The organism is Pseudotabrizicola algicola, from assembly GCF_010915705.1.
GTDB lineage: Bacteria > Pseudomonadota > Alphaproteobacteria > Rhodobacterales > Rhodobacteraceae > Pseudotabrizicola > Pseudotabrizicola algicola.
On record NZ_JAAIKE010000003.1, the window covers coordinates 552,171 to 578,246 of the forward strand.

Annotated in this window: 22 protein-coding genes; 10 read left to right on the forward strand and 12 right to left on the reverse strand. The window is 67.9% G+C overall.

Features of this window, described 5'->3' with window-relative positions:
• The first annotated feature begins 13 nt into the window (after positions 1-13).
• The 3 genes from G3572_RS12365 to G3572_RS12375 are packed head-to-tail and all read left to right on the forward strand — an operon-like array spanning position 14 to position 5,663.
• Positions 14-826 (forward strand): DUF58 domain-containing protein, encoded by an 813-nt coding sequence (locus G3572_RS12365; protein WP_164612555.1) that lies wholly within the window; start codon positions 14-16, stop codon positions 824-826.
• On the forward strand, positions 826-3,591 hold the full coding sequence (locus tag G3572_RS12370) for a DUF4159 domain-containing protein (RefSeq protein WP_164612225.1): 2,766 nt from the start codon (positions 826-828) through the stop codon (positions 3,589-3,591). The genes G3572_RS12365 and G3572_RS12370 overlap by 1 nt, the downstream gene beginning before the upstream one ends.
• Positions 3,588-5,663, forward strand: coding sequence for a hypothetical protein (locus G3572_RS12375; protein WP_164612227.1), 2,076 nt, complete (start codon positions 3,588-3,590; stop codon positions 5,661-5,663). The genes G3572_RS12370 and G3572_RS12375 overlap by 4 nt, the downstream gene beginning before the upstream one ends.
• On the opposite strand, the gene G3572_RS12380 is transcribed toward G3572_RS12375, so the two are convergent.
• Complete coding sequence (locus G3572_RS12380) at positions 5,664-6,344, reverse strand: DUF599 domain-containing protein (RefSeq protein WP_164612557.1); 681 nt, start codon at positions 6,342-6,344, stop codon at positions 5,664-5,666.
• A 154-nt stretch (positions 6,345-6,498) separates the two neighbouring features.
• On the opposite strand from G3572_RS12380, the gene G3572_RS12385 reads away from it, so the two are divergent.
• The 3 genes from G3572_RS12385 (at position 6,499) to glcF (ending at position 10,391) form a co-directional block, all read left to right on the forward strand.
• A complete protein-coding gene (locus G3572_RS12385; RefSeq protein WP_164612229.1) occupies positions 6,499-7,932 on the forward strand; it encodes an FAD-linked oxidase C-terminal domain-containing protein in 1,434 nt (477 codons plus the stop codon).
• A 79-nt stretch (positions 7,933-8,011) separates the two neighbouring features.
• On the forward strand, positions 8,012-9,097 hold the full coding sequence (locus G3572_RS12390) for an FAD-binding protein (protein WP_164612231.1): 1,086 nt from the start codon (positions 8,012-8,014) through the stop codon (positions 9,095-9,097).
• 1 nt (position 9,098) lies between these two features.
• Positions 9,099-10,391 carry a glycolate oxidase subunit GlcF gene (gene glcF / locus G3572_RS12395; protein WP_164612234.1) on the forward strand — a complete coding sequence of 431 codons (1,293 nt, stop codon included), beginning with the start codon at positions 9,099-9,101 and terminating at the stop codon, positions 10,389-10,391.
• Between the two features lie 13 nt (positions 10,392-10,404).
• On the opposite strand, the gene G3572_RS12400 is transcribed toward glcF, so the two are convergent.
• Entirely contained in the window at positions 10,405-10,842 is a 438-nt protein-coding gene (locus G3572_RS12400) for a hypothetical protein (RefSeq protein WP_164612236.1), read from the reverse strand.
• Positions 10,843-11,022: 180 nt separating this feature from the next.
• Here G3572_RS12400 and G3572_RS12405 point away from each other — a divergent pair, with 180 nt between their 5' ends.
• The 3 genes from G3572_RS12405 to G3572_RS12415 all read left to right on the forward strand — a co-directional run bounded on the left by G3572_RS12405 (position 11,023) and on the right by G3572_RS12415 (position 13,326).
• Complete coding sequence (locus G3572_RS12405) at positions 11,023-11,859, forward strand: trypsin-like serine peptidase (protein WP_435530980.1); 837 nt, start codon at positions 11,023-11,025, stop codon at positions 11,857-11,859.
• Entirely contained in the window at positions 11,856-12,701 is an 846-nt protein-coding gene (locus tag G3572_RS12410; RefSeq protein ID WP_164612240.1) for a trypsin-like serine peptidase, read from the forward strand. The genes G3572_RS12405 and G3572_RS12410 overlap by 4 nt, the downstream gene beginning before the upstream one ends.
• A 160-nt stretch (positions 12,702-12,861) precedes the next feature.
• Positions 12,862-13,326, forward strand: coding sequence for an Hsp20 family protein (locus G3572_RS12415; protein ID WP_164612243.1), 465 nt, complete (start codon positions 12,862-12,864; stop codon positions 13,324-13,326).
• Positions 13,327-13,391: 65 nt separating this feature from the next.
• Here the strand turns inward: G3572_RS12415 and G3572_RS12420 are convergent, their stop codons facing one another.
• From G3572_RS12420 to G3572_RS12450, 7 genes are all read right to left on the reverse strand, one after another.
• Positions 13,392-14,012, reverse strand: a complete 621-nt coding sequence (locus G3572_RS12420; protein ID WP_164612244.1) for a YdeI/OmpD-associated family protein — start codon at positions 14,010-14,012, stop codon at positions 13,392-13,394.
• Between the two features lie 19 nt (positions 14,013-14,031).
• Positions 14,032-16,026 (reverse strand): vWA domain-containing protein, encoded by a 1,995-nt coding sequence (locus G3572_RS12425; RefSeq protein WP_164612246.1) that lies wholly within the window; start codon positions 16,024-16,026, stop codon positions 14,032-14,034.
• Positions 16,023-16,562, reverse strand: coding sequence for an RNA polymerase sigma factor (locus G3572_RS12430; RefSeq protein ID WP_164612248.1), 540 nt, complete (start codon positions 16,560-16,562; stop codon positions 16,023-16,025). The genes G3572_RS12425 and G3572_RS12430 overlap by 4 nt, the downstream gene beginning before the upstream one ends.
• A gap of 310 nt (positions 16,563-16,872) precedes the next feature.
• Complete coding sequence (locus G3572_RS12435) at positions 16,873-17,415, reverse strand: peptidoglycan-binding domain-containing protein (RefSeq protein WP_164612249.1); 543 nt, start codon at positions 17,413-17,415, stop codon at positions 16,873-16,875.
• 260 nt (positions 17,416-17,675) lie between these two features.
• Entirely contained in the window at positions 17,676-18,851 is a 1,176-nt protein-coding gene (locus G3572_RS12440; protein ID WP_164612251.1) for a pyridoxal phosphate-dependent aminotransferase, read from the reverse strand.
• 53 nt (positions 18,852-18,904) lie between these two features.
• A complete protein-coding gene (locus G3572_RS12445) occupies positions 18,905-19,807 on the reverse strand; it encodes a cation diffusion facilitator family transporter (RefSeq protein ID WP_240335515.1) in 903 nt (300 codons plus the stop codon).
• 101 nt (positions 19,808-19,908) lie between these two features.
• On the reverse strand, positions 19,909-20,667 hold the full coding sequence (locus G3572_RS12450; protein WP_240335516.1) for an SH3 domain-containing protein: 759 nt from the start codon (positions 20,665-20,667) through the stop codon (positions 19,909-19,911).
• Positions 20,668-20,796: 129 nt separating this feature from the next.
• On the opposite strand from G3572_RS12450, the gene G3572_RS12455 reads away from it, so the two are divergent.
• Complete coding sequence (locus G3572_RS12455; RefSeq protein WP_164612255.1) at positions 20,797-21,783, forward strand: 2-hydroxyacid dehydrogenase; 987 nt, start codon at positions 20,797-20,799, stop codon at positions 21,781-21,783.
• 261 nt (positions 21,784-22,044) lie between these two features.
• Here G3572_RS12455 and G3572_RS12460 read toward each other — a convergent pair whose 3' ends face one another.
• From G3572_RS12460 to mrdA, 3 genes are read right to left on the reverse strand one after another with little or no spacing between them, the layout of a single operon-like run.
• Positions 22,045-22,971 (reverse strand): 2-hydroxyacid dehydrogenase, encoded by a 927-nt coding sequence (locus tag G3572_RS12460; protein WP_164612257.1) that lies wholly within the window; start codon positions 22,969-22,971, stop codon positions 22,045-22,047.
• A 3-nt stretch (positions 22,972-22,974) separates the two neighbouring features.
• Positions 22,975-24,114, reverse strand: coding sequence for a rod shape-determining protein RodA (gene rodA, locus G3572_RS12465; protein WP_164612259.1), 1,140 nt, complete (start codon positions 24,112-24,114; stop codon positions 22,975-22,977).
• Positions 24,115-24,123: 9 nt separating this feature from the next.
• Positions 24,124-26,067, reverse strand: a complete 1,944-nt coding sequence (mrdA, locus tag G3572_RS12470; protein ID WP_164612261.1) for a penicillin-binding protein 2 — start codon at positions 26,065-26,067, stop codon at positions 24,124-24,126.
• Positions 26,068-26,076: the final 9 nt, after the last annotated feature.

Sequence of the window (26,076 nt, forward strand, 5' to 3'; positions counted from 1 at the left end):
GCTTCCGCCGCTGATGGCAGAGGCGGAGTTGCTGGCCGCCACCGTCATGATGGGCGAGCATGGCCGCAAGCGCGCGGGGCAGGGGGATGAATTCTGGCAGTACCGGCCCGTCAACGCAGGCGATTCCGCGCGGCTGATCGACTGGCGGCGGTCGGCGCGGGGGGATGCGCATTTCGTGCGCGAGCGCGAGTGGCAATCGGCGCAGTCTGTGACGCTCTGGGTCGATCCGGCCAAGTCGATGGCGTTTTCGGGCGATAAATCGCGCGCGCCCAAGGCCGACCGCGCACAGGTGCTGGCGCTGGCAACGGCGGTTTTGCTGTTGCGCGCGGGGGAGCGGGTGGGGCTGGCGGGCGATGGCGCGCCGCCGCGTCCCGGCAGGGCGCAGATCGTGAAGCTGGCGGCGGTGCTTTCGGGTGCGGAAGAAGCGGGCGAATATGGCGCGCCAACCGCAACCGGCATGGTCAGCCACGGGCGCGCGCTGTTCCTGTCGGATTTCCTTGGCGATCTGGCCCCCGTCGAGGCGGCGCTGACGGCGGCGGCCGATCGCGGCGTGCGCGGCGCGCTGGTGCAGGTGCTGGACCCTGCCGAGGAGGAGTTTCCGTTTTCCGGCCGCACCATCTTTGAATCGATGGGGGGCGGGATGCGCCATGAAACCCAGCAGGCGGGCGATCTGCGCGCGCGGTATCTGGCGCGGCTGGCCGAGCGCAAGGACCGGCTGGCGCAGCTTGGCCGCGCGGTGGGCTGGCATGTGAGCACGCATCATACGGGGCAGCCTGCGCAATCGGCCTTGCTGTGGATTTACCGCGCCTTGCAGGGGGGCCGTTGATGTTCATGCTCGGCCCCATCGGCTTTGCCACGCCCATGCTTTTGCTGGGGCTGATCGCTTTGCCGCTGTTGTGGCTGTTGTTGCGGGCGGTGCCGCCTGCGCCGGTCCGTCGGCGCTTTCCGGGTGTGGCGCTGCTGCTGGGTCTGCGCGATGAGGAGGCCGAGGCCGACAAAACGCCGTGGTGGTTGCTCTTGCTGCGGATGGCGGCGATTGCGGCGGCGATCATCGCCTTTGCGGGGCCGGTGCTGAATCCGGTGGAGCGGCAGGTCGGTAACGGGCCGCTGCTGATCGCGCTGGATGCGACATGGGCCGATGCGCGCGACTGGCCGCGCCGGATCGACCGCGCGGCGGCGCTGATCGACGAGGCGGGGCGCGATGGCCGGCCCGTGGCAGTGATCCGGTTGACCGATGCGCCGGGGCAGGTGGCGTTTCAGGCGGCGGATGCGGTGGCGGCGCGGCTGGGCGGGGTCACCCCGCAGGCGTGGGGGCCGCGCGATCTGGCGGCTTGGGTGCCTGCGCTGCCCGAGGGCGGGTTTGATACGTTCTGGCTGTCGGATGGCCTGGATCATCCGGGGCGTGCGGCGCTGATGGCGGCATTCGAGGCCAGGGGCGGGGTGACGGTGTTCGAAAGCCCGCGCCCTGTCTTTGCCTTGCACCCTGCGCGTTACGAGGATGGGGCGATCCAGCTTGCGGCGTCGCGTCTGCCCGTCGAGGGTGCGGCGGCGGTCGAGGTTTCGGCGCGCGGTCCCGATCCGGCGGGGGTGGAGCGTGAGCTTGCGCGGATCGCGCTGGAGTTTGGCGGCGGTGACGCGCGGGCCGAGGCGGCGCTGTCGCTGCCGCCCGAATTGCGCAACCGGATCACCCGCTTCGAGATTGCGGGCCTGCGCAGCGCGGGTGCTGTGAGCCTGACGGATGACAGCCTGAAGCGGCGCAAGGTGGCGCTGATCGGCGGTGGCGCGGACCGCGAGGGGCTGCAACTGCTGTCTCCGCTGCACTATCTGCGGCAGGCGCTGGAGCCTGTGGCCGACCTGATGGAGGGGGGGCTGCGCGACATGCTGCTGGCCTCGCCCGATGTGGTGATCATGGCCGATGTGGCGCGGCTGTCGCAATCCGACACCGATGCGCTGCTGGATTGGCTGGATACGGGGGGGCTGTTGCTGCGCTTTGCCGGTCCGCAACTGGCGGCGAGCGATGTCAGCCGGATGAGTGAAGACCCGCTGATGCCGGTGCGCTTGCGCGAAGGGGGGCGCAGCGTGGGCGGCGCGATGAGTTGGGGCGAGCCGAAGGCGCTGGCGCCTTTCCCCGAAGAGTCGCCGTTTCATGGCCTGCCCTTGCCTGCCGATGTGGCGGTGACCGCGCAGGTGTTGGCCCAGCCCGACCCGACGCTGGCCGAGCGCACGATTGCGGCGCTGGCCGACGGCACGCCCTTGGTCACGCGCAAGGTGGTGGGGCAGGGGCAGGTCGTGCTGGTGCATGTGACCGCCAATGCGGAATGGTCGACGCTGCCGCTGTCAGGGCTGTTCATGTCGATGCTGGAGCGGCTGGCGGTGTCGACCCGCCCCGCAGCACCCGAAGCCGCCGATCTGGCGGGGCAGACATGGGTGCCCGAGGTGGTGCTGGACGCCTATGGCCAGCTGCGCGATGCAGGCGATCTGCCGGGGCAGGCGGGCGAGGTGCTGGCGCAGGCGATGGCCGCAGGACCGGGGCCGGAGCAGCCGCCGGGTCTTTATGCCGGGGCCGACCGGCGGGTGGCGCTGAACGTGATCGGCGCCGAGACGACGCTGGTGGCCGCCGCATGGCCGCAGGGCACGGTGATCGAAGGGCTGGAGACGCCGCCGGAACAGGCGCTGAAGGGCGCGTTCCTGTCGGGCGCACTGGCGCTGTTGATGCTGGACATTCTGGCGGCGCTGTTTGTTTCGGGCCGCTTGGGCGGCTTTGCGCGCGGGGCGGCGGTGCTGGCGGCGTTGCTGCTGGTTACGCCGGACGCGCAGGCGCAGGCACAGGCGCCCGCCGATGATGCCTTTGCCCTGCAGGCGACGACGGGGCTGGTGCTGGCGCATGTGTTGACGGGCGATGCGCGGCTGGATGACACGGCGGCGCGCGGGCTGACCGGGCTGGGCGAGATTTTGTGGGCGCGCACCTCTATCGAGCCGGACCCGCCGATCGGGGTGAACATCGAAACCGATGAACTGGCCTTCTTCCCCTTTCTCTACTGGCCGGTGTCGACCGCGCAGCCGCTGCCCTCGGCGGAGGCCTATTCCAAGCTGAACGATTACCTGCGCACTGGCGGGATGATCCTGTTTGATACCCGAGACGCCGATCTTGCGGGCGGATCGTCGCCCGAGGCGCAGCATCTGCAGCGGTTGGCCGCGGGCTTGAACATTCCGCCGCTGGAGCAGATGCCGGTGGATCATGTGCTGACGCGCACCTTCTATCTGCTTCAGGACTTCCCCGGACGTCATGCGCGCGGGGCGGTCTGGGTGGAAGCCGCGCCGCCGGATGCCGAGCAGGTGGAGGGGATGCCGTTTCGCAACCTCAATGACGGGGTGACGCCGGTGGTGATCGGCGGCAATGACTGGGCCTCGGCCTGGGCGGTGACCGACAGCGGCGCGCCGCTGTTGCCGGTGGGGCGCGGCTTTGCCGGAGAGCGGCAGCGCGAGATGGCTTACCGCTTTGGCGTCAACCTGATCATGCATGTGCTGACAGGCAACTACAAATCCGATCAGGTCCATGTGCCTGCGCTGCTGGACAGGTTGGGACAATGACACAAAGCCTTATCTTCGCCCCGCTGATCCCGTGGCCGATGCTGTGGGGGGCCTTGGCCTTTGCCGTGGTGCTGCTGGCGCTGGCCGTGCTGCGCGGCCTGTCGGGCTGGTGGTTGCGGGCGGTGGCGGCGGGCGTGGTGCTGCTGGCGCTGGCCAATCCGGCCTTGCAGGAAGAGGACCGCGCGCCGCAATCCGATATCGTGATCGCGGTGGTCGATGACAGCGCCAGCCAGCAGCTTGCAGGCCGCCCCGAGCAGACCGCGAGGGCGCTGGCCGCCTTGCAGGCAGAGGTGGCGGCGCTGGAGAATACCGAATTGCGCGTCACCCGCGTGGGCGACGGGCCGGAGGATGCCGGCACGCTGGCGATGACCGCGCTGGCCGAGGCGCTGGCCGAGGAGCCGCGCGCGCGTGTGGCTGGGGCGGTGATCATCAGCGACGGGCAGGTGCATGATCTGGAGCTTGCGCCGAACGTGCCCGCGCCGCTGCACCTGCTGCTGACCGGAGAGCCCGAGGATTGGGACCGCCGCCTGATCATCAAGAACGCGCCCGCCTTTGCCATCCTGGGCGAAGAGGTGATGCTGACCCTGCGTATCGAGGATCAGGGCGCGGTGCCTGCCGACATCAGCCCGCTGGCGGAACTGACCATCGCGGTTGATGCCGACGAACCGCAAACCTACCGTGTGCCGGTGGGGGAGGATCTGGAACTGCCGGTCACGCTGCCGCATGGCGGGATGAACGTGCTGCAATTCACCGTGGCCACCGCGACGGGCGAGTTGACCGACCGCAACAATGCCGCCGTTGTGCAGATCAACGGCGTGCGCGACCGTTTGCGGGTGCTGCTGGTGAGCGGCGAGCCGCATGCGGGTGAACGCGTCTGGCGCAACCTGCTGAAATCGGATGCGAGTGTGGACCTCGTGCATTTCACCATCCTGCGCCCGCCGGAAAAGCAGGATGGCATTCCGGTTTCCGAACTGTCCCTGATCGCCTTTCCCACGCGGGAATTGTTTGTCGAGAAGATCGAGGAATTCGATCTGATCGTCTTCGACCGCTATTCCATGCGGGGCATCCTGCCGATGTCCTACATGGAAAACATCGTGAACTATGTGCGCGGTGGCGGCACGGTGCTGGTGGCGGCGGGGCCGGAATATGGCGCGGTCGACAGCCTGTGGCGGTCGCCGCTGGCGCAGATCTTGCCCGCCGATCCGACGGCGCGGGTGATCGAAGGCGGCTTCCAGCCTGCGCTGACCGACCTTGGCCGCCGCCATCCGGTGACCGAGGGGCTGGAGGCGCTGGCCCCCGAGGGCGGCTGGGGCCGCTGGTTCCGCATGGTCGATGTGGTGCCGCGCGCAGGGCAGGTGGTGATGGAAGGGCCTGAAGGGCGGCCCTTGCTGATCCTTGACCGCGTGGATGCGGGGCGGGTGGCGATTCTTGCCTCGGATCATGCCTGGCTGTGGGGGCGCGGGTATGAAGGCGGCGGGCCGCAGCTGGAGCTGTTGCGGCGGCTGGCGCATTGGATGCTGAAAGAGCCGGAGCTGGAGGAAGAAACCCTGTCGGCCACCGTGTCGGGCCAGAGCCTGACGGTGACGCGGCGCAGCATTGAGGAAACCCCGCCCGGAGATGTGACCATCACCGGACCGGACGGCACGGAAACGGCGCTGGCGCTGACCGAGGTTTCTCCCGGTCGGCACGAGGGCGTGTTCGAGGCGCCCACGGTCGGGCTATACCGGATGGAGCAGGGCGATCTGAGCCGGGTGGTGGCGATCGGGCCATCCTCGCCGCGTGAATTCGTGCAGACCATTGCCTCGGGCGAGGTGCTGGCAGAGGCGGTGGGGGCGACGAATGGCGGGGTGCTGCGGCTGTCGGACGGGCTGCCGGACGTGCGGACCGTGCGCGAGGGGCGTCCGGCCTCGGGGCGCGGCTGGATCGGGATCACCCCGCGCGGGGCCTATGTGACACAGGATGTGCGGGTGGCGGCGCTGCTGCCGGGTTGGGTCTGGCTGCTGCTGGTGGCGGTGGCGGCGATTGCCGCTTGGCTGATCGAGGGGCGGCGGGGCGCGCGCAAGCTGGCGTAGTCAGCGCGAGAGCATCACCATCCGCGACAGCGACGCGAATTCGCGGCGCAGGAGCACGAAGGAGGTGATGGCGGTGGCGGCCAGCAAGGCCACGGGCCCCAGCAGCCATGTGATCGCGGCCAGTGCGAAGTAGATGGATTGCAGGCCGCGGTTGAAGCTTTTGGCGGCGGTGATGTTGATTTCCGCCGCCTGTCCGGCCCGCGCATAGGCCAGCGGATCATCGCTGTCATTGGGCACCGCCGCCATCAGGATGGCGCAATAGCCGAAGAGCCGGTGCGCCCAGACGAACTTGAGCAGCGCGTTGGCCAGAAACAGCAGCACGAGGATGATCTTGAGTTCGACCCGCACGCCTGCGGCCTCGATCGTCAGGTCATGCGCCAGACCTTCGAGCTTGGTCACATTGCCGATCAGCGCGACGCCGCCGCCGATGGCGATCATCGAGGCCGAGGCAAAGAAGGCGGTGCTTTGCCGCAGCGAGTCGATGATGTTGGCATCGAAGATGCGCGGGGTGCGGGTGACGAACTGGCGCATCCAGTCGCGCCGGTAACCCGCCATCAGCGCCGAAACCGAAGGGCGGGAATTGGGCGGATGCTCGACCAGCCAGCCGGTGAGGAGCCATGTCAGGATGAGCGCGGCGAGCGCGATAGCATCGGGACGGTCAAGCGAAAGGCTGGAAAGCATCGGTGTCATGCGCCAAGCTTACCCCGCCGCCGCGTGCTTTCCCATGACAATTTGTGCTTTTGCCTGGGATCGGGGCGGGCTGAAAATTGGTTATTTCACTTTACCAATTTATGCGCTAGAGTGCGCGGGAGGAATGCAAGATCAGGGAACGCTCATGGAAATGCCCCCCCCCGATACGATGGTGCTGTCGGCGAAGGCGCGGATTGTGGCCGCGCTGCACGGTCTCTTGCCTGCCGATGCCGTGATCTCGGACGAGGCCGAGACGCGGGCCTATGAATGTGATGCGCTGACCGCCTATCGCTGCCCGCCGCTGGCGGTGGTTCTGCCGCGCACGACCGCCGAGGTGGCGTCGGTGCTGCGGCTGTGCCATGCCGAAGGGGTTCCGGTGGTGCCGCGCGGGTCGGGCACGTCGCTGGCGGGCGGGGCCTTGCCGACCGCCGATTGCGTGGTGCTGGGCGTCGCGAGGATGAACGCGGTGCTGGAGACCGATTACGACAACCGTTTCGTGCGGGTGCAGACGGGGCGCACCAACCTGTCGGTGACCGGCGCGGTGGAAGCCGACGGGTTTTTCTACGCGCCAGACCCGTCAAGCCAGCTTGCCTGCGCGATTGCGGGCAATATCGCGATGAACTCGGGCGGGGCGCATTGCCTGAAATACGGGGTGACGACCAACAACCTGCTGGGGGTGACGCTGGTGCAGATGGATGGCACCGTGGTGGAGATCGGCGGGCCATATATGGATGCGGGCGGGCTGGACCTGCTGGGCGTGATCTGCGGGTCGGAGGGGCAGCTTGGCGTGGTGACAGAGGCGACCTTGCGCATCCTGCCCAAGCCCGAAGGCGCGCGGCCCGTGCTGGTGGGCTTTGACAGCAACGAGGTGGCGGGGGAATGCGTTTCCGACATCATCAAGGCGGGCGTGCTGCCGGTGGCCATCGAATTCATGGACCGCCCCTGCATCGAGGCCACCGAGGCCTTTGCCAAGGCGGGCTATCCGATGTGCGAGGCGCTGCTGATCATCGAGGTCGAGGGCAGCCCCGCCGAGATTGACGAACAACTGGCGCTGATCAAGACCATCGCGCTGCGCCACAATCCGGTGGAGTTCCGCGAGGCGGCAGACGAGGACCAGGCCAAGCGCATCTGGCTGGGCCGCAAATCGGCCTTTGGCGCGATGGGGCAGATCAATGATTACATGTGCCTTGATGGCACGATTCCGGTATCGAGCCTGCCTTACGTGCTGCGCCGGATCGGCGAGATGTCGAAAGAGATCGGGCTGGATGTGGCGAATGTGTTCCATGCCGGCGACGGCAACATGCACCCGTTGATCCTGTTCGATGCCAACAAGCCCGGCGATCTGGAGCGCTGCGAGGCGCTGGGGGCCGATATCCTGCGGCTCTGCGTCGAGGTGGGCGGTTGCCTGACCGGCGAGCATGGCGTGGGGATCGAAAAGCGCGATCTGATGTCGGTGCAGTTCGCGCCCGACGATCTGGAGGCGCAGTTGAAGGTCAAGGATGTGTTTGACCCCAGATGGCTGCTAAACCCCGCCAAGGTGTTCCCGCTGGACGCCACCGCCAGCCGCCGCGCGGCCTGACCGACCGTGGTTTTGCCTGAACCGCCGGGGGGCTGTCTGCCCCCCGGACCCCCCGAGAGTATTTTGAAAGCAGCAATCCATGCAGCCCAGCTCTGAGGCCGAACTGGCCGAGATCATCCGCGCGGCCAAGGGGCCGCTTTGTGTGAAGGGCGGTGGCACCCGCAGCCTTGGCACCTGTGCGGGGGAGGTGCTGGAAACCTCGGGGCTTTCCGGGGTGGTGCTGTACGAACCCGGCGCGCTGACGCTGGTCGCAGGCGCGGGGACGCCGGTGGCAGAGGTCGAGGCGCTGCTGGCGGCAGAGGGGCAGCGGTTGCCGTTCGAGGTGCCGGACCTGCGCGGCCTGCTGGGGCGGACGGGCGAGAGCACGCTGGGCGGGGTGGTGGCCGCCAATGCCAGCGGGCCGCGACGGGTGCAGGTGGGGGCCTGCCGGGACAGCCTGATCGGGGTGCGTTTTGTGGATGGGGCCGGCACCATCATCAAGAACGGCGGGCGGGTGATGAAGAATGTCACCGGCTATGATCTGGTCAAGCTGCTGGCCGGATCATGGGGCACGCTGGGCGTGCTGAGCGAGGTGAGCTTCAAGCTGCTGCCGGTGCCGGAGGCGGGGGCGACGCTGATCTTGCCGGGCTTGAGCGACCGGCAGGCGGTGCAGGCGATGGCGGCGGCGCTCGGCTCCCCCTTCGAGGTGAACGGGGCGGCGCATTGGCCGGGGCAGGGGACGTATCTGCGGATCGAGGGTTTTGCCGCCTCGGTCGCCTATCGGGCGGAGGCGTTGCGGCGGCATCTGGCGGCGTTCGGCGCGGTGGAGGTGGAGGATGGCACCGACCGCTGGGCCGCGATCCGCGATGTGGCGCCGTTTCAGGGCCGCGCGGGCGATGTCTGGCGGCTGTCGGTCAAGCCGTCGGATGCGCCGGAGATCGTGGCGCGGATGGAGGTGGAGGCGGTGCTGTATGACTGGGGCGGCGGCCTGATCTGGGCGCTGTGCGTTGAAGGCGACGACCTGCGCGCGCGGCTGGGGGCCTTTCAGGGCCATGCGACGCGGGTGCGCGGCGCGGGGCCGGGCGCGTTCCACCCCGAGGCACCCGGCGTGGCGGCGCTGACGCACGGCCTGCGGGCCAAGTTTGACCCGCGCGGCCTTTTGAACCCTGGCTTGATGGACGCCTGACATGCAGACAACCTTTACCCCCGAGCAATTGCGCGACCCCGGCATCGCCCGCGCCAACGAGGTGTTGCGCACCTGCGTGCATTGCGGGTTCTGCACGGCGACCTGCCCGACCTATCAGGTTCTGGGCGATGAACTCGACAGCCCGCGCGGGCGGATCTACCTGATCAAGGACATGCTGGAGCAGGGTCGCCCCGCCGATGCGCAGACGGTCAAGCATATCGACCGCTGCCTGTCCTGTCTGGCCTGCATGACCACCTGCCCGAGCGGCGTGCATTACATGCATCTGGTGGACCACGCGCGCGAGTATATCGAGACGACCTACAAGCGCCCGATGATGGACCGGATGTTGCGCGCGGTGCTGGCTTGGATCATCCCGCATCCGATGCGGTTCCGCGTGGCGATGCTGGGGGCCAAGGTGGCGCGGCCCTTCCGGCGGCTGGTGCCGGATGCGCGGCTGCGGGCGATGCTGGACATGGCGGGAGCGAAGATCCCGCCGGTCAGCCGCAATGACGACCCGCAGGTGTTTGCCGCCGTAGCGCCGAAACGGATGCGGGTGGCCTTGCTGACGGGCTGTGCGCAGCGGGCGCTGAACACCGATATCAACGATGCCACCATCCGCCTGCTGCGGCGGCTGGGGGCCGAGGTTGTGGTGGCCAAAGGCGCGGGCTGCTGCGGGGCGCTGACGCATCACATGGGCAAGGCCGACCAGTCGCATGCCTCGGCGGCGGCCAATATCCGGGCGTGGATGGCGGAAAAGGCGGCGGGCGGCCTTGATGCCATTGTCATCAACACCTCGGGCTGCGGCACCACGGTGAAGGATTACGGGCATATGTTCCGCGATGACCCGCTGGCCGGGGATGCCGCCACCATTGCGGGGCTGGCGATGGATGTCTCGCAGGTGCTGACCAAGCTGGGCCTGCCCGAAGGCGCGCCCAAGGGGATCAAGGTGGCCTATCATGCGGCTTGCAGCCTGCAGCACGGCCAGCAGATCAAGACGCTGCCCAAGGATCTGCTCAAGCGGGCGGGGTTCACAGTGGTGGAACCGGCGGACAGCCATCTGTGCTGCGGCTCGGCGGGGACCTACAACCTGCTCCAGCCCGAGATCAGCCAGCAACTGAAGGCGCGCAAGGTGCAGACGCTGGAGGCACGCTCGCCCGATGTGATTGCCGCCGGAAACATCGGCTGCATGATGCAGATCGGGTCGGGCACCGGAGTGCCGGTGGTGCACACGGTGGAACTGCTGGACTGGGCCACCGGCGGGCCGAAGCCCCGCGCGCTGCAGGCTCAGGGCTGAGCGGAGGCGCCGGTTACTCCGCGGCAGGGGCGGCGGTGACAACCGGCGAAGGCTCGGTGACTGGCTCGACGAAGGAGGGCGGCGGGGTGACTGGCGCGGCGGCGGGGGCGGCTTTCTTGCGGGTGTTGGCCAGCCCGAGCCCGACGCCGACATCCACACCTTCGCCGCCGAACCCAAAGCCGATGTCCATCCCGACGTAGCTTTTCGATGCCAGATAGGCGACGCCCAGATTCGGGCGGAGGCGCTGCGAGCGCAGCAGGTAATCGGCGCCGATCGCCCCCGCGAACTTGCCGCGTTCGTCATTGGAGAACACCCGCAGGCCGATACCGGTGTCGCCCCGCTGGCCGCCGCCCCAAGTGAAGGTTACACCTAGCCCAACGGCGGGATCAGCCGCGACCGGTGCCGCAAGGGCGAGCGCAAGCGGAAGGGCTGTGAGGAGTGATCTTCGCATAAGCATTTCCTGACTGAAAATTGTTACGCCGCGCAGGAACCGTAGCTTCCATGCCGCGCTTGGGCAAGCTCGGCTGCGGGTTGTAAAACGGCACTGGTCATTCGGCCCACACTTGGCCACAAATCCGCCAAACTGGGCTGTCACCGCTCTTGCATCGGTTACGGAGGGGATATGCAGATCATTCGCGCTTTGGCCTTCGCTCTGTTCGGGCTGGTGCTGACGGGGGCTGCCGAGGCACAGGATATGGGCCTGCGCAGCCTGCAGACCGGCGATGACTCGCGCGGGTGGGAGGCGGTGGGGCGGATCAATCTGGGGGACCGGGGCTTTTGCACGGGAGCGCTGATTGCCGAAGATCTGGTGCTGACGGCGGCGCATTGCCTGTTTGACAAGACGAGCGGGGTCAGCATCAACGCAAGCGACATGCAGTTTCTGGCGGGCTGGCGCAACGGGCGGGCGGTGGCCTATCGCGGGGTGCGGCAGGCGCTGGCGCATCCGGAATATGTCTATGGCGGGCGCGAAAGTGCGGATCGTGTGCCCTTCGATCTGGCGCTTTTGCAGCTTGACCAACCGATCCGCCTGACTTCGGTGCGCCCCTATGCCACCGATGCACGGCCCCAGACCGGGGATGAGGTGGGCGTGGTCTCTTACGCGCAGGACAGGGCCGAGGCCCCGTCGCTGCAACAGGTTTGCCGCGTGCTGGGGCGGCAGTCGGTCCTGCGGGCCGGCGTGGTCGTCAAGCCGGGGGGGACGCTGTTTGACACGCTGGTGCTGTCTTGCGATGTGGATTTCGGATCGTCCGGCGCGCCTGTGTTTTCTTTTCGGGACGGGACGTTGCGCATCGTCTCGGTGATTTCGGCCAAGGCCGAGGTGGATGGCGAGAAGGTGTCGCTGGGCACGCCCCTCGCCGATCATGTGGAGTTTCTGCGCGGCAAGCTGGCGGCTTCGGGTTCGTCGCTGCGACCGGGGAATGTGCGCGTGCTGTCCGGCGGATCGGGCGGCAAGTTCGTGCAGCCATGAGCCGCGCGCTCTGTCTGTGTCTTGTGCTGGCGCTGTTCGCAGCACCGGGCGCGGGCGCGGCGCAGGCGCAGAACAGCGGGCTGGAGCGGCTGACGCGGGCCGAGCAGATTGCAAGCTGGAAGGCGGTGGGGCGGGTCGATGTCGCGGGGGCGCACAGTTGCACCGGCACGCTGATTGCCGCCGATCTGGTGCTGACGGCGGCGCATTGCCTGTTTGGTCCCGATGGGGCACCCGTCGCCATAGGGCAGATCACCTTTCGCGCGGGGCTGGCTGACGGGCTGTCGGTGGCCGAGGCGCGGGTGGCGCGGGCCACTGCCCATGCCCGCTATCGGCCCGGAGCCGATGGCCGCGCCGATGCCGCGCAGGTGCGCCATGACGTGGCCCTGCTGGAACTGTCCGATGCGATTCCCACCGCGCTTGCGCCGCCCTTTGCCGTCGACAGTCCCGGTGCAGGGGCCGAGGTGAGCGTGGTTTCCTATGCCGAGGGCCGCACAGAGGCTTTGTCTTGGCAGCGCGCCTGCCGCGTGCTGGGGCGGCAAGAGGGGTTGATCGCGGTGGATTGCGATGTGTCTGTCGGCTCGTCCGGCGCGCCTGTGTTTGACCGCAGCCGGGGGCGGGCGCGCATTGTCTCGATCATCTCGGGCGGTGTGCGGGACGGGCAGGGAACCGTGGCCTATGGCATGGAACTGCCCGCGCTGGTGGCCGATCTCAAGGCGCAGTTGCGGGCCGGACGTGCGGTCATCGGCGTGGCAGCCGCGCCGCCCGCCGCCCGTCGCATCGGTCCGGCCGCATCCGTGCGCAGTGCGGGCGGCGCGCGCTTCCTGCGCCCGCCGGGAAACTGACCCTCTTGCGGGCGTCGGGATTGGCCTCCGGCCCCTCTTGAAACGCGGTTTTGGCCTTCCTAACTTTGCTGTGTCCGGGTGCCACAACGGGCCCGGATGACCCATCGGCCCGCCCTCACCGGGGGCCATCATCACGCATCGCTTTTGAAAAGGATGACCCATGCGTAGCTTTGACCTTGCCCCGCTGTATCGCGCCACCGTTGGCTTTGACCGCATTGCCGACCTGATGGACCGCGCGCTTTCCGCGGATGTGGCCCAGCCCACCTATCCCCCCTATAACATCGAAAAAACGGCTGAAGATGCCTACCGCATCTCGGTTGCCGTGGCAGGCTTCACGCCCGACGAATTGTCTGTCGAAGTGAAGGACGGCGCGCTGCATGTGACCGCCCGCAAGGCCCCCGAGGCCGAGGGCAAGACCTACCTGCATCGCGGCATTGCCACCCGCGCCTTCGAGCGCCGCTTTGCACTTGCCGATCATGTGCGCGTCACCGGAGCGACCCATGAACACGGGATGCTGCACATCGACCTGATCCGCGAGACGCCCGAGGCGCTGAAGCCCCGCCGCATCGAGATCGCCCGTCCTGCCGATCTGCAGGCCAAGGCGCTGGAAGCCACCACGGTCTGATACCGCGCCACTTCCGTTGAAACTGGCCCGCCGGATTATGTCCGGCGGGCCTTTGCATAGGCCGGTCAGCGTTCGGTCGCGCCCTTTCCGGCAAGGATATGGCTGCGGAACCGTGCGATCCGCGCCTGCCGGGTGGCGGTGGCCTTGGCGCCCGACAGGTTGATCACATAGCTGCGCTGGCGCCCCGGGGTCAGGCGGTGAAAGGCCTCGGCCAGTTCCGCGTCGCTGTCCAGCGCGCTGACAAGCTCGGGCGGCAGGTCGAGCGGCTTCTCTGTCTTTTCGGGGCGGCGGCCCGCCTCGGCATGATCCATCGCTTCGCGCAGATAGGCGAGGATCACCCCTTCCAGAGCGGCAACGCGCCCTGCATCGGCAAAGCGGATCATGTCGGCGTGCTGTGTCATCGGCCCCTGCTTTTCCAGCACGCCTTGGGGATCGCGCAGAAGGGCGGCGTCAAAGAAGGACAGCCGGAAATCATCCCGGAATGCGCCGATGATCGCTATGTTGCGCCCCGCATGGCGATAGCAGGGGTGGCCCCAGCGCACCGCTTCCTCAAGTCCCGCCGCGCGGCAGATGCGGCGCAGGGCCGCCAGTCCGTCACGCCACAGGCGGGCCGAACATGCGTCTGTGCCAAAGCGGTTGCAGCGCCCGCATCCGTCGGTGAAAAAGGCCGCGGGCTCTGTGATCACCGTGCCACCCTCCCCGTTGTCAGCGCGCCAGCGATTGCGCCAGCCGCATGAGGTTGACCGCCTCGACCCGGTAGCCAAAGCGGTCTTCGCCACGGTTCGCCTCGGCGAGGGCGATCGCCTGTTCCCAGCCCCAGTCGCCCAGATAGACCGACCCGCGCAGCAACTGGCCAAAGCCTGCGATGGCGGCGGCAAAGCGCACCTCGGGCAGGAGGGCCTCGTCGATCTCTCCGGCGAGGATCGGGCGCTCGACCAATGCGCTGACGGTTTCGCGCGGGGCCTTGTAGCGCAGGCGCAAGACGCCCAGTTCGGCCGCGCCAGCCTCGGACGGGGCTGCTTCGGTGCCTTCGGCCATCGCATCGGCGACGGCGGTGCCGTAGCGCAAGGGATCATGCAGCAGCGCGGGGCTTCCCGGTGCGGTCACTTCATAGAGCGCGGTCACCGCATGGCCTGCGCCGATGTCGCCCGCATCCACCGCGTCATTGTTGAAATCCTCGCGCCGCAGGGCGCGCGTTTCATAGCCGATCAGCCGATATTCCGCGACCTCGGCGGGGTTCCATTCGATCTGGATCTTCACGTCATCGGCAATCGGGAACAGCGCCCCCGTAAGCTGGTCCACCAGCACCTTGCGCGCCTCTTGCAGCGTGTCGATATAGGCTGCCGTGCCGTTTCCGGCCTGTGCAAGGGCCTGCATCGTGGCATCATCCAGATTGCCGCGGCCAAAGCCCAGAACCGACAGGTACACACCGCTGCCGCGCTTGCGGGCGACATAGGCGGCCAGCCCTTCGGGATCATCGACGCCGACGTTGAAGTCGCCGTCGGTAGCCAAGAGAACGCGGCTGACCTCGCCCGCTGCGGTCATGCTTTCGGCCAGACGATAGGCGAGCGCCAGCCCCTCGGCTCCGGCAGTCGCGCCGCCTGCCTGCAGACGGTTCAGCGCATCGAGGATCGCGCCGCGTTCGCTGGCGGGGGTGGGGGGCAGCACCTCGCCCGCCGATCCGGCATAGGCAACGATGGCCACCTGATCTTCGGGGCGCAACTCGGCCAGCGTCAGCGCGAGCGACTGGCGCAGCAGGGGCAGTTTGGCCGGATCATCCATCGAGCCGGAGGTGTCGATCAGGAACACAAGGTTCAGCGCAGGCCGTGCCGCCACATCGGGCAAGCGTCCCTGCAAGGCGATATGCACCAGCCGCGTGCCTGCGTTCCAAGGGGTCGGCACCACCGTCACCGTGGGCAGAAAGGGCGGCTCTCCGACTTCCGGGGCGGGATAGGCATAGGGGAAGTAGTTCACCATCTCCTCGACCCGCACCGCCTCGGGGTCGGGCAAGGCTCCGGCCAGAAGGCTGTTTCGCACCACCGCATAAGAGGCGGTGTCGACATCGACCGAGAAGGTCGAAACGGGGGCTTCGCGCACCACCTGCACCGGATTTGGCGGGGCATTGGCGAAAGCCTCGGTGTTGTCCCCGCTTTGGCCGATGGTCTCGGAAACGGCGCCCTCTGCCATCGGCGCGGCGAGCATCGGGGTGGGAGGGGCAAGCTCGGCCACGGCGGAGTCGGGCGCGGCCTTGCGGGCCATTGGCGCGGCAGAGGCGGGTGCGGCTTCGGCCACGGGTTCGGTGACGGGTGCTGCTGCGGCGTCTGCCGCACGATTTGCCGCCGGCTCTGCCTCTGGCGCAGCGGCGGTGACGGGCGCGGGATTTTGCGTGGGGGGCAAGCCATCTGTCTGCGGCAAGACCACGATCAATCCGACCGCCACCGCCGCAACCGATGTGGTCGCAGCCAGAACAGGTTTCAGCTTCAGGGCATCCAGCATCTTGCGCACTCCATTTGCAAGCCCCGCCCGCGCGGGGCGGCCGGGGTTGGAACGCAGAGGCGGGGCTGATCCTTGGCGCGCAAGGGCCGAATTTTCGAATGACTCCAGCGCACGCGCCAGCGCGGCGGCCTTGGCCTCGGGATCGCTTGCAGGGGCGGCGGCAAGCGCGGCCTTCAGACGGTCAAGCTCGGGGTCGCGGGTCATGCCTTTGCCTCCTCGGCGGCCATGCTGCGCAGCCGTTTCTTCACCTCGGACATCCGCCATGCGATGGTGCCTTCGGACAGGCCAAGCACCGCCCCGGCCTCGGCCTGTGTCATCTCTTCGCCAAGGACGAGGGCGACCGTGTCGCGCAATTCCGCCGGAAGGCGGCTCATGGCCTCGGCCAGCCAGTCCTGCGCGGCGCGGTCCTCGGCGATTGCGTCTTGCCGCGCGAGTTCCCAGTTGCCCCAGCCATCGGCGGCACGGCTGCGCGCGGCGGCGCGGCGGCGGGCGTCATGGGCCGCGTTCACGACCACGCGGTAGAGCCATGTGGTAAAGCGCGCCTCGGCCCGCCAGCCGCGCAGGCGGTGCGGCAGGGCGGCGCAAATCTCTTGGGCCAGATCCTCGGCTTCGGCGCGGCTGCCGGTCAGTCGCCATGCCAAGGCGAAGATGCGGTCATAATGGCGTGTCACCAAGGCCGCAAAGGCGGCACGGTCCCCGCCAGCGGCGGCCAGAGCAAGGGTTTCATCCAGCGTTTCCATCAGCATCACGATAGGTCAGACGCAGGCCGGGGGGCAATCCTTGGCAGCAGGTCGGGCAAAAAATCGGGCAACTGGAAAAACTCCGTCCTACGCATCTGCTCTGGTCTGGAAAACCGGCGCTCCGGTCCGAGAGAGACCGGAGCGCCGTGCCTGCCTGCCGCTGCTTGCAAGGCTGGGGGCTCAGGCAGCGGTCAGGTCAGAACCCCGATCTGGTGCAGGGGATGTGCGCCCCGGCCGGGGACGGGCCGGGGCGCGGGAAGCGTCCGGTCACGGGGGACAGAGTGACCGGACGCTATGGCGGTTGTCCCGATCAGTAGATCAGGCTGTCATAGACCCCGAAGGCGCCGGCGCGGCTTTCCAGCTGCCGCTCGCCGCCGGTGTCGCGGGCATAGGCCACGACCGCCCGATAGGTGGCGGGGCCAAAGGCCGCGTCAACCGCGCCGGTGTAATAGCCAAAGGCACGCAGGCGGCTCTGGATCGCGCGGCGCTCGGCGGCGGAATAGCTGTTGAAGGATTGTGCCGCCACCGTCGCATGGACCGAGGTGTTGGAGCCGATCACACGGCCACTGGTGCTTTGGTAGTGGTTATTGTGCGGGCGGGTGTAGACCGGCGGCTGCTGCGGTGCGGGTCGATAGACCGGCTGCGGCTGCGGCGCGGGGCGATAGACGGGCTGCGGCTGCGGGGCGCGGGCCTGCGCCTCGTTGATCAGCGCGCCGACGATGACGGCAGCGGCCACGCCCTTGATGAAGTTGCGCTCGTTCTTGCCAAGCGCATGCGCAGGCGCGGCTGCGGTCAGCGCGATCGACAGGGCGGTGACAGCACCAATCGCCGTGGTCTTTGCAGTTCTGAACATCGGGTTTCCTTTCCCAGAGATCGCGGGGCTGAGCAGAGCGCCGCTGTGATGGGACAACAGATGCGCCTTCCCCCCGCGTTAGGCAAAAACGCGGCGATGTTATGGGATAGCATCAATGTTTTCAGTGGCTTGGCGGGGCTGCTGTCTTGCTTTGCCCGCAGATGGCCTGACTTGCGGCGGGGGCAGGGCCGTGGTTCCGCGGGGGTCTGGCAGGCCAAATGCCGGGCGCAGGGCGGTGCGGCGGGTGCAGGCGCCGCCGTCTATCCCGCCGCTTGCGCGAATCGGGCGATGCGTGCGGCTGCCTCCTCCAGCACCGCATCGGGCTGTGTCAGGCTGATCCGCAGCCAGCCCGCCAGACCGTTGCCGAAACTCTCTCCCGGCATGCAGGCGACGCCCTCTGCCTCCAGCAGCGCCAGTGCGAAAGCCTCGCCTGACAGCCCGCTGGCGCGCACATCGAGCAGGGCGAACATGCCTGCATCGGGCCGGTGCACCCGCAGGCCCGCCACCCCGTCGAGCGCCCCGGCCAGCCGCGCGGCCCGTGCCGCATAGCGCGCGGCCATTCCGCGTGCGACGGGGGAGGGCGAGACGATGGCATCAGCCGTGGCATCGGCCAGAAAGGGCTGGTTTCCGAACAGCATGGTTTCCGCCAGTGGCAGCGCGCGGGCGATGAACTCGGCAGGCCCCGCGCACCAGCCCGAGCGGAAGCCCGGCGCAGCATGGGACTTCGAGATCGACGAGGCCGCGATCACCCGCCCGGCCAGATCGGGGTCTGACAGCGGCGAGTGGAATGTGGTGCCGTCGAAGACCAGTTCTTCGTAAACCTCGTCCGACAGCACCCACAGATCATGCGCGCGTGCCACTTCGCCGAGGGCGGCGATGTCTTCGGGGCGCAGCACCGCGCCCGTCGGATTGTGCGGTGTGTTCAGGAACAGGACGCGGCTGCGGGGCGTGATGCGCGCCGCCACATCCGCCGCCTGCATGCGGAAGCCGTGTTCGGCCCGCAACGGCACCGGCACCATGCTGGCACCGCTGGCGCGGATCACGCCTTCATAGGTGGCATACATCGGATCTCCCACCAGCACCTCGTCGCCACTGGCCGCCAGGGCGCGCAGCACCAGATAGAGAACGGTCTGCGTGCCGGGCAGGCAGAGGAACTGATCGGTGCCAAAAGGACGCCCGCACCTTGTGCTGTAGCGGGTTGCAAGGGCGTCCAGCAGCCCCGGCTCGCCCCGCCCGTTGGAATAGCCGGTGCGCCCCGCCGCAAGGGCGGCCTGTGCCACCCTCATCAGATCGGCGGGGGGCGGCGTGTCCGGCTCGCCGATGGTCAGCTCCAGCACCTGCCGCCCCTCGGCCTTGAGCGCGCGGGCGCGCAGGTGCACGCGCCATTTCGCGCCGCCCAAACCGGCCAGATCATCGAGAACAGCAGCGTATTTCATGAAACCCCATCGGTGTTGAACGGGCACCTTTGCGCCGATCCGCGCGCGCCGGTTCAGGTCTGGTCATGTGCCTGCGGTGAAGGCTGGGTCACATCCTTGTGGACGATCACATCGGCCTGCGGATAGGCCTGCAGAATGGCGCGCCGCAGCCCCGCGCCGATATCATGCGCGCGGCGCAGCGGCAGATCGCCATCAAGTTCGATGTGAATCTGCACGAAGATGCGGCTGCCTGCCATGCGGGTCTTGATGTCGTGATAGCCCTGCACACCGGGCCAGTCGCGGGCGATGGCCTCGATCCCGGCGATAACGACCGGATCGGCGCGGCGATCCATCAGCGCATGGAAGGCATCGCGCCCGATGCGCGCCGCCCCGAGCGCGAGCATCCCCGCCGCCGCAAGGGCCACCACGGAGTCAATCGCCGTCAGCCCGAAGGCGCGCGAGGCCCAGAGCGAGACAATCGCCCCGATATTGGGCAACAGGTCGCCCAGATAGTGCAGGCGGTCGGCCGCCACCACCTTGTTGCCCGTGCGCCGCGCCACGCGACCCTGCCACAGCACCAGACCGAGCGTCAGCAAGATGGACACCGCCATCACTCCCATCCCCACAGCTTCGCGCGAGAGGGTGTCCGGCACCGGCGCCAGCAGGCGCTGCACCGCGGCCACCGCGATCACCCCCGCAGAAACCAGAATGAAGATCGACTGGCCGAGCGAGGCCAGATCCTCGGCCGAGGTGTGGCCAAAGGCGTGATCCTCGTCGGCTGGCTTTGCCGCATAGAAGATCGCGGCCATCGCCATCAGGCTGACCATCAGGTCCATGGCGCTGTCGGCCAGAGAGGCGGCCACAGACAAGGCCCCTGTCTGCCCCAAAGCCCAGAGCTTGAGCGCGACCAGCACCGAGGCCACCGTGACCGAGGCCAGTCCCGCCGACAGGTTCAGCCGTGTCTGTTCGGTTGCCATCTGCGCCCCCATGCTGTGCCAAAGGCGGCATGCGCTACCCCGAGACGCAGGTCAAGCGCAAGAGCCCCGCGCCACGGGGCGCCGGCCATGCGCGGGCGCGGTCAGTCGATCACCTCGTCGGCGCCCACACCCCAGAGGCTGCTGACCGGCGCCCAGCCGCGCTGGTTGTCGACCGAAACGCGGCACCAGCCGTCCTTGCAACTGATGATGCGCGCGACCACGCCGCGCTCGGCCTGAAAGGCCGCGAGCGACGCGGTGTCGGGCCGGCTGTAGAAGGTTGCCATGTCATCGGCCACCATCACCGACCGCACGCCGGACAGCAGCGCATAATGCACCCAGCCGCCCAGACCCTCGGCATCCTCGACGCGGCGCCAATGGCCATGCTCGGCAGTGATCTTGAGCGGCATGCCCACCCGCGTGAACACCCAGTCGATCCGGTGCGACAGGCCGGGGCCGCGGCGCGCATTGCCCTCGCCCGATTTGAGCGAGACAAAACGCGGCAAGGGAAGGTTCGTCACGGCCCCCTTGTTGGGATCGCGCGGCGGAGGCGCGGCGGCAGCCGTGCGTGGCGCTGGCGGACCCGCCGGCAAAGAGGCTGGCGGCGCTCCGGTTGCCTCGGTCGCGGTCAGCGGCAGATCAGTGGCCTCCGGGGTTTCTTCCGTCTCGGCGGTCTCTGCTCTTTCCGAAGGCACCGGCGCCAGCGTCGCCGCGACCGGCACCGGACGCGGCTTTGGCCGCACTGTCTGCGCCCATGCCCCGGAGGCCAGCCCGATCAGGGCCACGCCCAGAACCATCGCCTTCAGCATGCTGTTCACCATCCGCCTGTGGCCGGGTGCGTCCCGGTCTCTTGGTTCTGCCATCGCACAGCCCGCCGGGGGCTGCAAACGCTCAACGGTCCGGAGTTGTTTGCATAGGGTCTTGTGCCCCGCACCGGTTCCCGTCACTTTGCCCTCAGGCAGGCGCCAAGATCAAGTCCAGGGAGGCCCATGATGCCCGCACAAAGGCTGAGTGTTGTAGTCACGCGACGGTTGCCCGAACCGGTCGAGACGCGGATGAAAGAACTGTTCGACGTCGAATTGCGCGACCCTGACACCCGCATGTCGCGCGAGGAACTGGCCCAGGCCATGCGGCGCGCCGATGTGCTGGTGCCCTGTATCACCGACCAGATCGACGCCGCCCTGATCGGGCAGGCGGGCGACAAGCTGAAACTGATCGCGAATTACGGCGCGGGGGTCGACCATATCGACGTCGCCACCGCCCGCCAGCGCGGCATCCTGGTGTCGAACACGCCCGGGGTGGTGACGGAAGACACCGCCGACATGGCGCTTGCGCTGATCATGGCCGTCACCCGCCGCATCCCCGAAGGACTGGCCGTGATGCAATCAGGCGACTGGCAGGGCTGGGCGCCTACCGCCTATATGGGCGCGCGGCTGGGGGGAAAGCGGCTGGGTATCCTCGGCATGGGCCGCATCGGTCAGGCGGTGGCGCGGCGGGCGCGGGCCTTTGGCATGCAGGTGCATTACAACAACCGCAAACGCCTGCGTCCTGACGTCGAGGCCGAACTTGACGCGACTTGGTGGGAAAGCCTCGACCAGATGGTCAGCCGCATGGACATCCTGTCGATCAACTGCCCGCATACGCCCTCGACCTACCACCTGATGAACGCGCGGCGGCTGAAGCTGATGAAGCCGACCGCCGTGATCGTGAACACCTCGCGCGGGGAGGTGATCGACGAGAACGCCCTGACCCGCGGCCTGCGCGCGGGCGAACTGGCGGGTGCGGGCCTTGATGTGTTCGAGCATGGCCACGAGGTGAACCCGCGCCTGCGTGAATTGCCCAATGTGGTGCTGCTGCCGCATATGGGCAGCGCCACGCTGGAAGGCCGCATCGAGATGGGCGAGAAGGTGATCATCAACATCAAGACCTTCGCCGACGGCCACCGCCCGCCCGATCAGGTGGTGCCGGGCCAACTCTAGCGGAGCGGCTGCGCCGCGCTGTCCCTGTCTCGGCTCTGGCCTGCGGCCAACCGCCTCGGGCAAAGGGGCTTTGCCCCTCGCCGCCCGAAGGGGGCGGCTCACCCCAGAGTATTTGGAAAGCAGCAAATCAGGGCGGGCTTGCTGCTTTTCCAAATACTCCCGCGCGGAGCGCATCTTCCGAGGCGGTTGGCCGCAGGCCAGAGCCGAGACAAAAACAATGCGGCGCAGCCGCTCTATTGGATTCAGCCGGTTGCCGTTGGCTCAATAGCCCGAGGCACGGTCGACGCGGTGGAGCAGCGGTTCTGCGGCTTCGGCGCGGCGGATGTTTTCGGCGATGACGGTGGCAGCGGAGGGCGCGCGGGTGTCGGCGGCGATGTGCGGGGTGACCGTGATCCTTGGATGGGCCCAGAAGGCATGGTCGCGCGGCAGCGGTTCCACCCGGAAGACATCGAGCGTGGCATGGCCGATCTGGCCCTCGTCCAGCGCGGCGAGCAGGGCGGCATCGTCGATGAGCGGGCCGCGGCCGGGGTTCAGGATCACCGCGCCGCGCGCCGGCAGAGCAAGGGTTTCGGCGTTGAGCGTATTATCCGTCTCGGGCGTGCGGGGCAGCAGGGTCACCACGATCTCTGCGCCGGTCAGCGCCGCGCGCAGGCCGTCGGCCCCCGAAAGGCAGCGCAGGCCGGGCAGGGATTTGGGCCTGCGGCTCCACCCCGTGACGGGGAAGTTCAGCGCCGCCAGCGCCTGTGCGCAGGCTGTGCCGAGTGCGCCGAGTCCCAGCACGGTGACGGGGCGGTTGCGGGCCAGCGGCGGTGGCACCGGGTTCCAGCGCCGGTCGGGGTTCACGATATGGGCGTCCATCCCCAGATGGTGGCGCAGGGTGTGGCCCACCACCCATTCCACCATGCTTTCGGTCAGCGACGGGTCCACCATCCGGCAGAGGGGTTGGGTCAGCGTGGGATTGCCGACGATCCGTTCCACCCCGGCCCAGAGCGACAGCACCGCCTTGGTGCGGGTGAAGGGGGTGAAGTCCTGCAGCGGCGCGCCGGGGGCGTAGACGATGTAATCCACCGTCTCGGGTGCAGCCTCGAGCACCACCTGTGCCGTCACGCCCGCGCGGGCAATCGCCTCGGGCAGCACGTCACGGTATTCGCCCCAGAGGTCAGGGGCGGCGAAGAGGACAATGATCATGCGTTACCTCGGTCTGTGGACATGCGCGCTCTGGATCAGGCCGAAGGCCACCAGAAGCACCAGCATCGCCGAGCCGCCATAGGACAGGAAGGGCAGCGGGATGCCGACGACGGGGGCCAGCCCCATCACCATGGCCAGATTGATCGCCAGATAAAAGAAGAAGTTGGCGGCGATCCCGAGGATCAGCAGCAACGAGAAGCGGTCCTTGTTCTGCATGGCCGAGACATAGCAGAACACAAGGATCAGCGCGTAGAGCACCAAGAGGCTGAACACACCGACAAAGCCGAATTCCTCGCCCAGCGTGGTGAAGATGAAGTCGGTGTGCTTTTCGGGCAGGAAGTTCAGCCGGCTCTGGGTGCCTTGCATAAATCCCTTGCCGTTCCAGCCGCCCGACCCCAGCGCGATCTGCGCCTGGATGATGTTGTAGCCTGCGCCCAGCGGGTCCGATGTCGGGTCCAGGAAGGTGTCGATGCGGCGGAACTGGTAGTCGTGCAGCAATTGCCAGTCGGTGCCCCGGCTGGCCATCACCGCCCAGATCACGCTGACGAGGCCGGTGGCGACCACCGCGAAATACCACCAGCTGACCCCTGCCAGCAGCATGACCGCGCCGCCGATCATCAACAGGATCAGCGCCGTGCCGAGGTTGGGCTGCATCAGCACCAGAACGGTGGGAATCGCGGTCAGCACCACCGGGATCAGCACCCAGAACAGGCGCGAGGTCTTTTTCACATCGAGCCAGTCGTAATAGGCAGCCAGCATCATCACCAGCGTGACCTTCATCAGCTCGGAGGGTTGCAGGCGCATGCCGCCCACCTCGATCCAGCGCTGTGCGCCCATCCCGACCGAGCCGAAGAATTCCACCACCAGCAGCAGCACGACCGAGACACCGTAGGCCAGAAGCGACATGTTGCGCCAGAACCAGATCGGCACGAAGGCGATGAAGAACATCACCACCATGCCGAGCGCGAAGACCTGCATCTGCCGCCCCGCCCAAGGCTCGAATCGCCCGCCCGCGATGGAGTAGAGCGCAAGCCACCCCACCGCAGACACCGCGGTGACCAGCACGATCAGCGGCCAGTTCAGGTGCAGCACCTTGCGCAGGCCCGTGGGCACGAATTTGACGCGGTATTCCAGAAAGCTCATGTGCGGCCCCTATGCGCGCGAGGTGTCGGGGGCGCGGCCCTCGGCATCGCGCAGGGGCAGCTTTTCCAGCATCGAGGCGATGCGGTTGCGCTGGCTGGACGGATAGGCGGACAGCGGCGGCAGCCCGTCGCTCAGCGCGCGCAGGATGGCGTCGCGCGCGATGGGGGCTGCCGCGGTGGAGCCGCCGCCGCCGTGTTCCACCACCACCGAGACCGCGTAGCGCGGGTTGGTATAGGGCGCATAGCCGACAAACAGCGCATGGTCGCGCCGGTTCCACGGCAGCTGGTCGTTGGAAATCACCCCGCGCGCCCGTTCGGCGGCAGTGATGTTGCGCACCTGGCTGGTGCCGGTCTTGCCTGCCCAGACCAGTGCCTCGTCCACGATGCGCGAGGAGGTGGCGGTGCCGCGCTCGCCGTTCATCACCGCATACATGCCGGACCTGATCTTGCGCATGATCTCTTCCGAGATCCCGATCTCGGGCGCGGGTTCCACCGGCACTTCCTTGCCGTCGATCGAGCGCACAAGGCGCGGCACCACCGCGCGGCCCGTGGCGATGCGCGCGGTCATCACCGCAAGCTGCAAGGGAGAGGTCAGCACGTAGCCCTGGCCGATGCTGGCGTTGATGGTGTCGCCGATGCGCCAGTCCTGCTTGTGGCGTTCCTGTTTCCACGCTCGGTTTGGCATGATGCCATCGGCAATCGCCGACATCGGCAGATCATGGCGGATGCCAAGGCCAAAGCGCCGGCCCATCTCGGCGATCTTTTCGATGCCGACCCGTTGGGCGATGTCGTAGTAATAGACGTCGCAGCTTTCGGCGAGCGACTTTTCAAGGTTCACCGCCCCGTGGCCCGCCCGCTTCCAGCAGTGGAAGCGCCGGCCGCCAAACTCCAGATGGCCCGGGCAGCGCACGGTGGTGTTGACGTTGATCAGCCCCGCCTCGAGCGCCGCAAGGGCGGTGATCATTTTGAAGGTGGACCCCGGAGGATAGACGCCCTGCACGGTCTTGTTGGCCAGCGGGCGGTGGTCATTCTCCATCAGGGTGTTGTAATCGGTGTGGCTGATCCCGCGCACGAACAGGTTCGGGTCGAACGAGGGCGACGAGACAATGGCGATCAGATCGCCGTTGTTCACATCCATCACCACGGCAGCGGCAGATTCGTCGCCCAGACGCGCCTGAATGAAGTTCTGGACGTCGGCGTCGATGGTCAGCCGCACGTCGGAGCCCGGATCCCCCTCGACCCGCTCCAGTTCGCGCATGACGCGGCCCACGGCGTTCACCTCGATCCGGCGGGTGCCGGCGCGGCCGCGCAAGACATCCTCCATCCAGCGTTCCACCCCGATCTTGCCGATCTGGAACTTGGGGATACGCAGCAACGGATCGGGGCTTTCCAGCTCTGCCAGATCGCGTTCCGACACCGGGCCGACATAGCCCAGCACATGCGCGAAATCCGTGTCGCGCGGATATTGGCGGCTCAAGCCCACCTCGGGCGAGACGCCGGGCAGGGCAGGGGCGTTCAGCGCGATCTTGGACAGGTCTTCCCATGTCAGCCGGTCCGCCACGGTGATCGGCGCGAAGGAACTGGTGCGGCGCATTTCCTTGGTGGTGCGGTCCAGATCATCGGCGGTCAGCGGGATGATATGCGCCAGCTTGGCCAGCACCTCGTCGACATTGCCCGCATCCTCGCGCGTGATCACCACACGGTAATTCTGTTCGTTGCCCGCCAGAACCTTGCCGTTGCGGTCAAGGATCAGCCCGCGCGCGGGCGGGATCAGCCGGATCGAGATGCGGTTTTCCTCGGCCAGCAGCTTGAACTGGTCGGCCTGATCGACCGACAGATAGCGCATGCGCGCGCCCAGCACGGCAAACATCGCCGTCATCGCGCCGCCCATCAGCAACGCGCGCCGATGGGTGACACTGGCGCTTTCTTCGGTTTCCTTCGGGCTGCGTCTCACGTCCTGCCC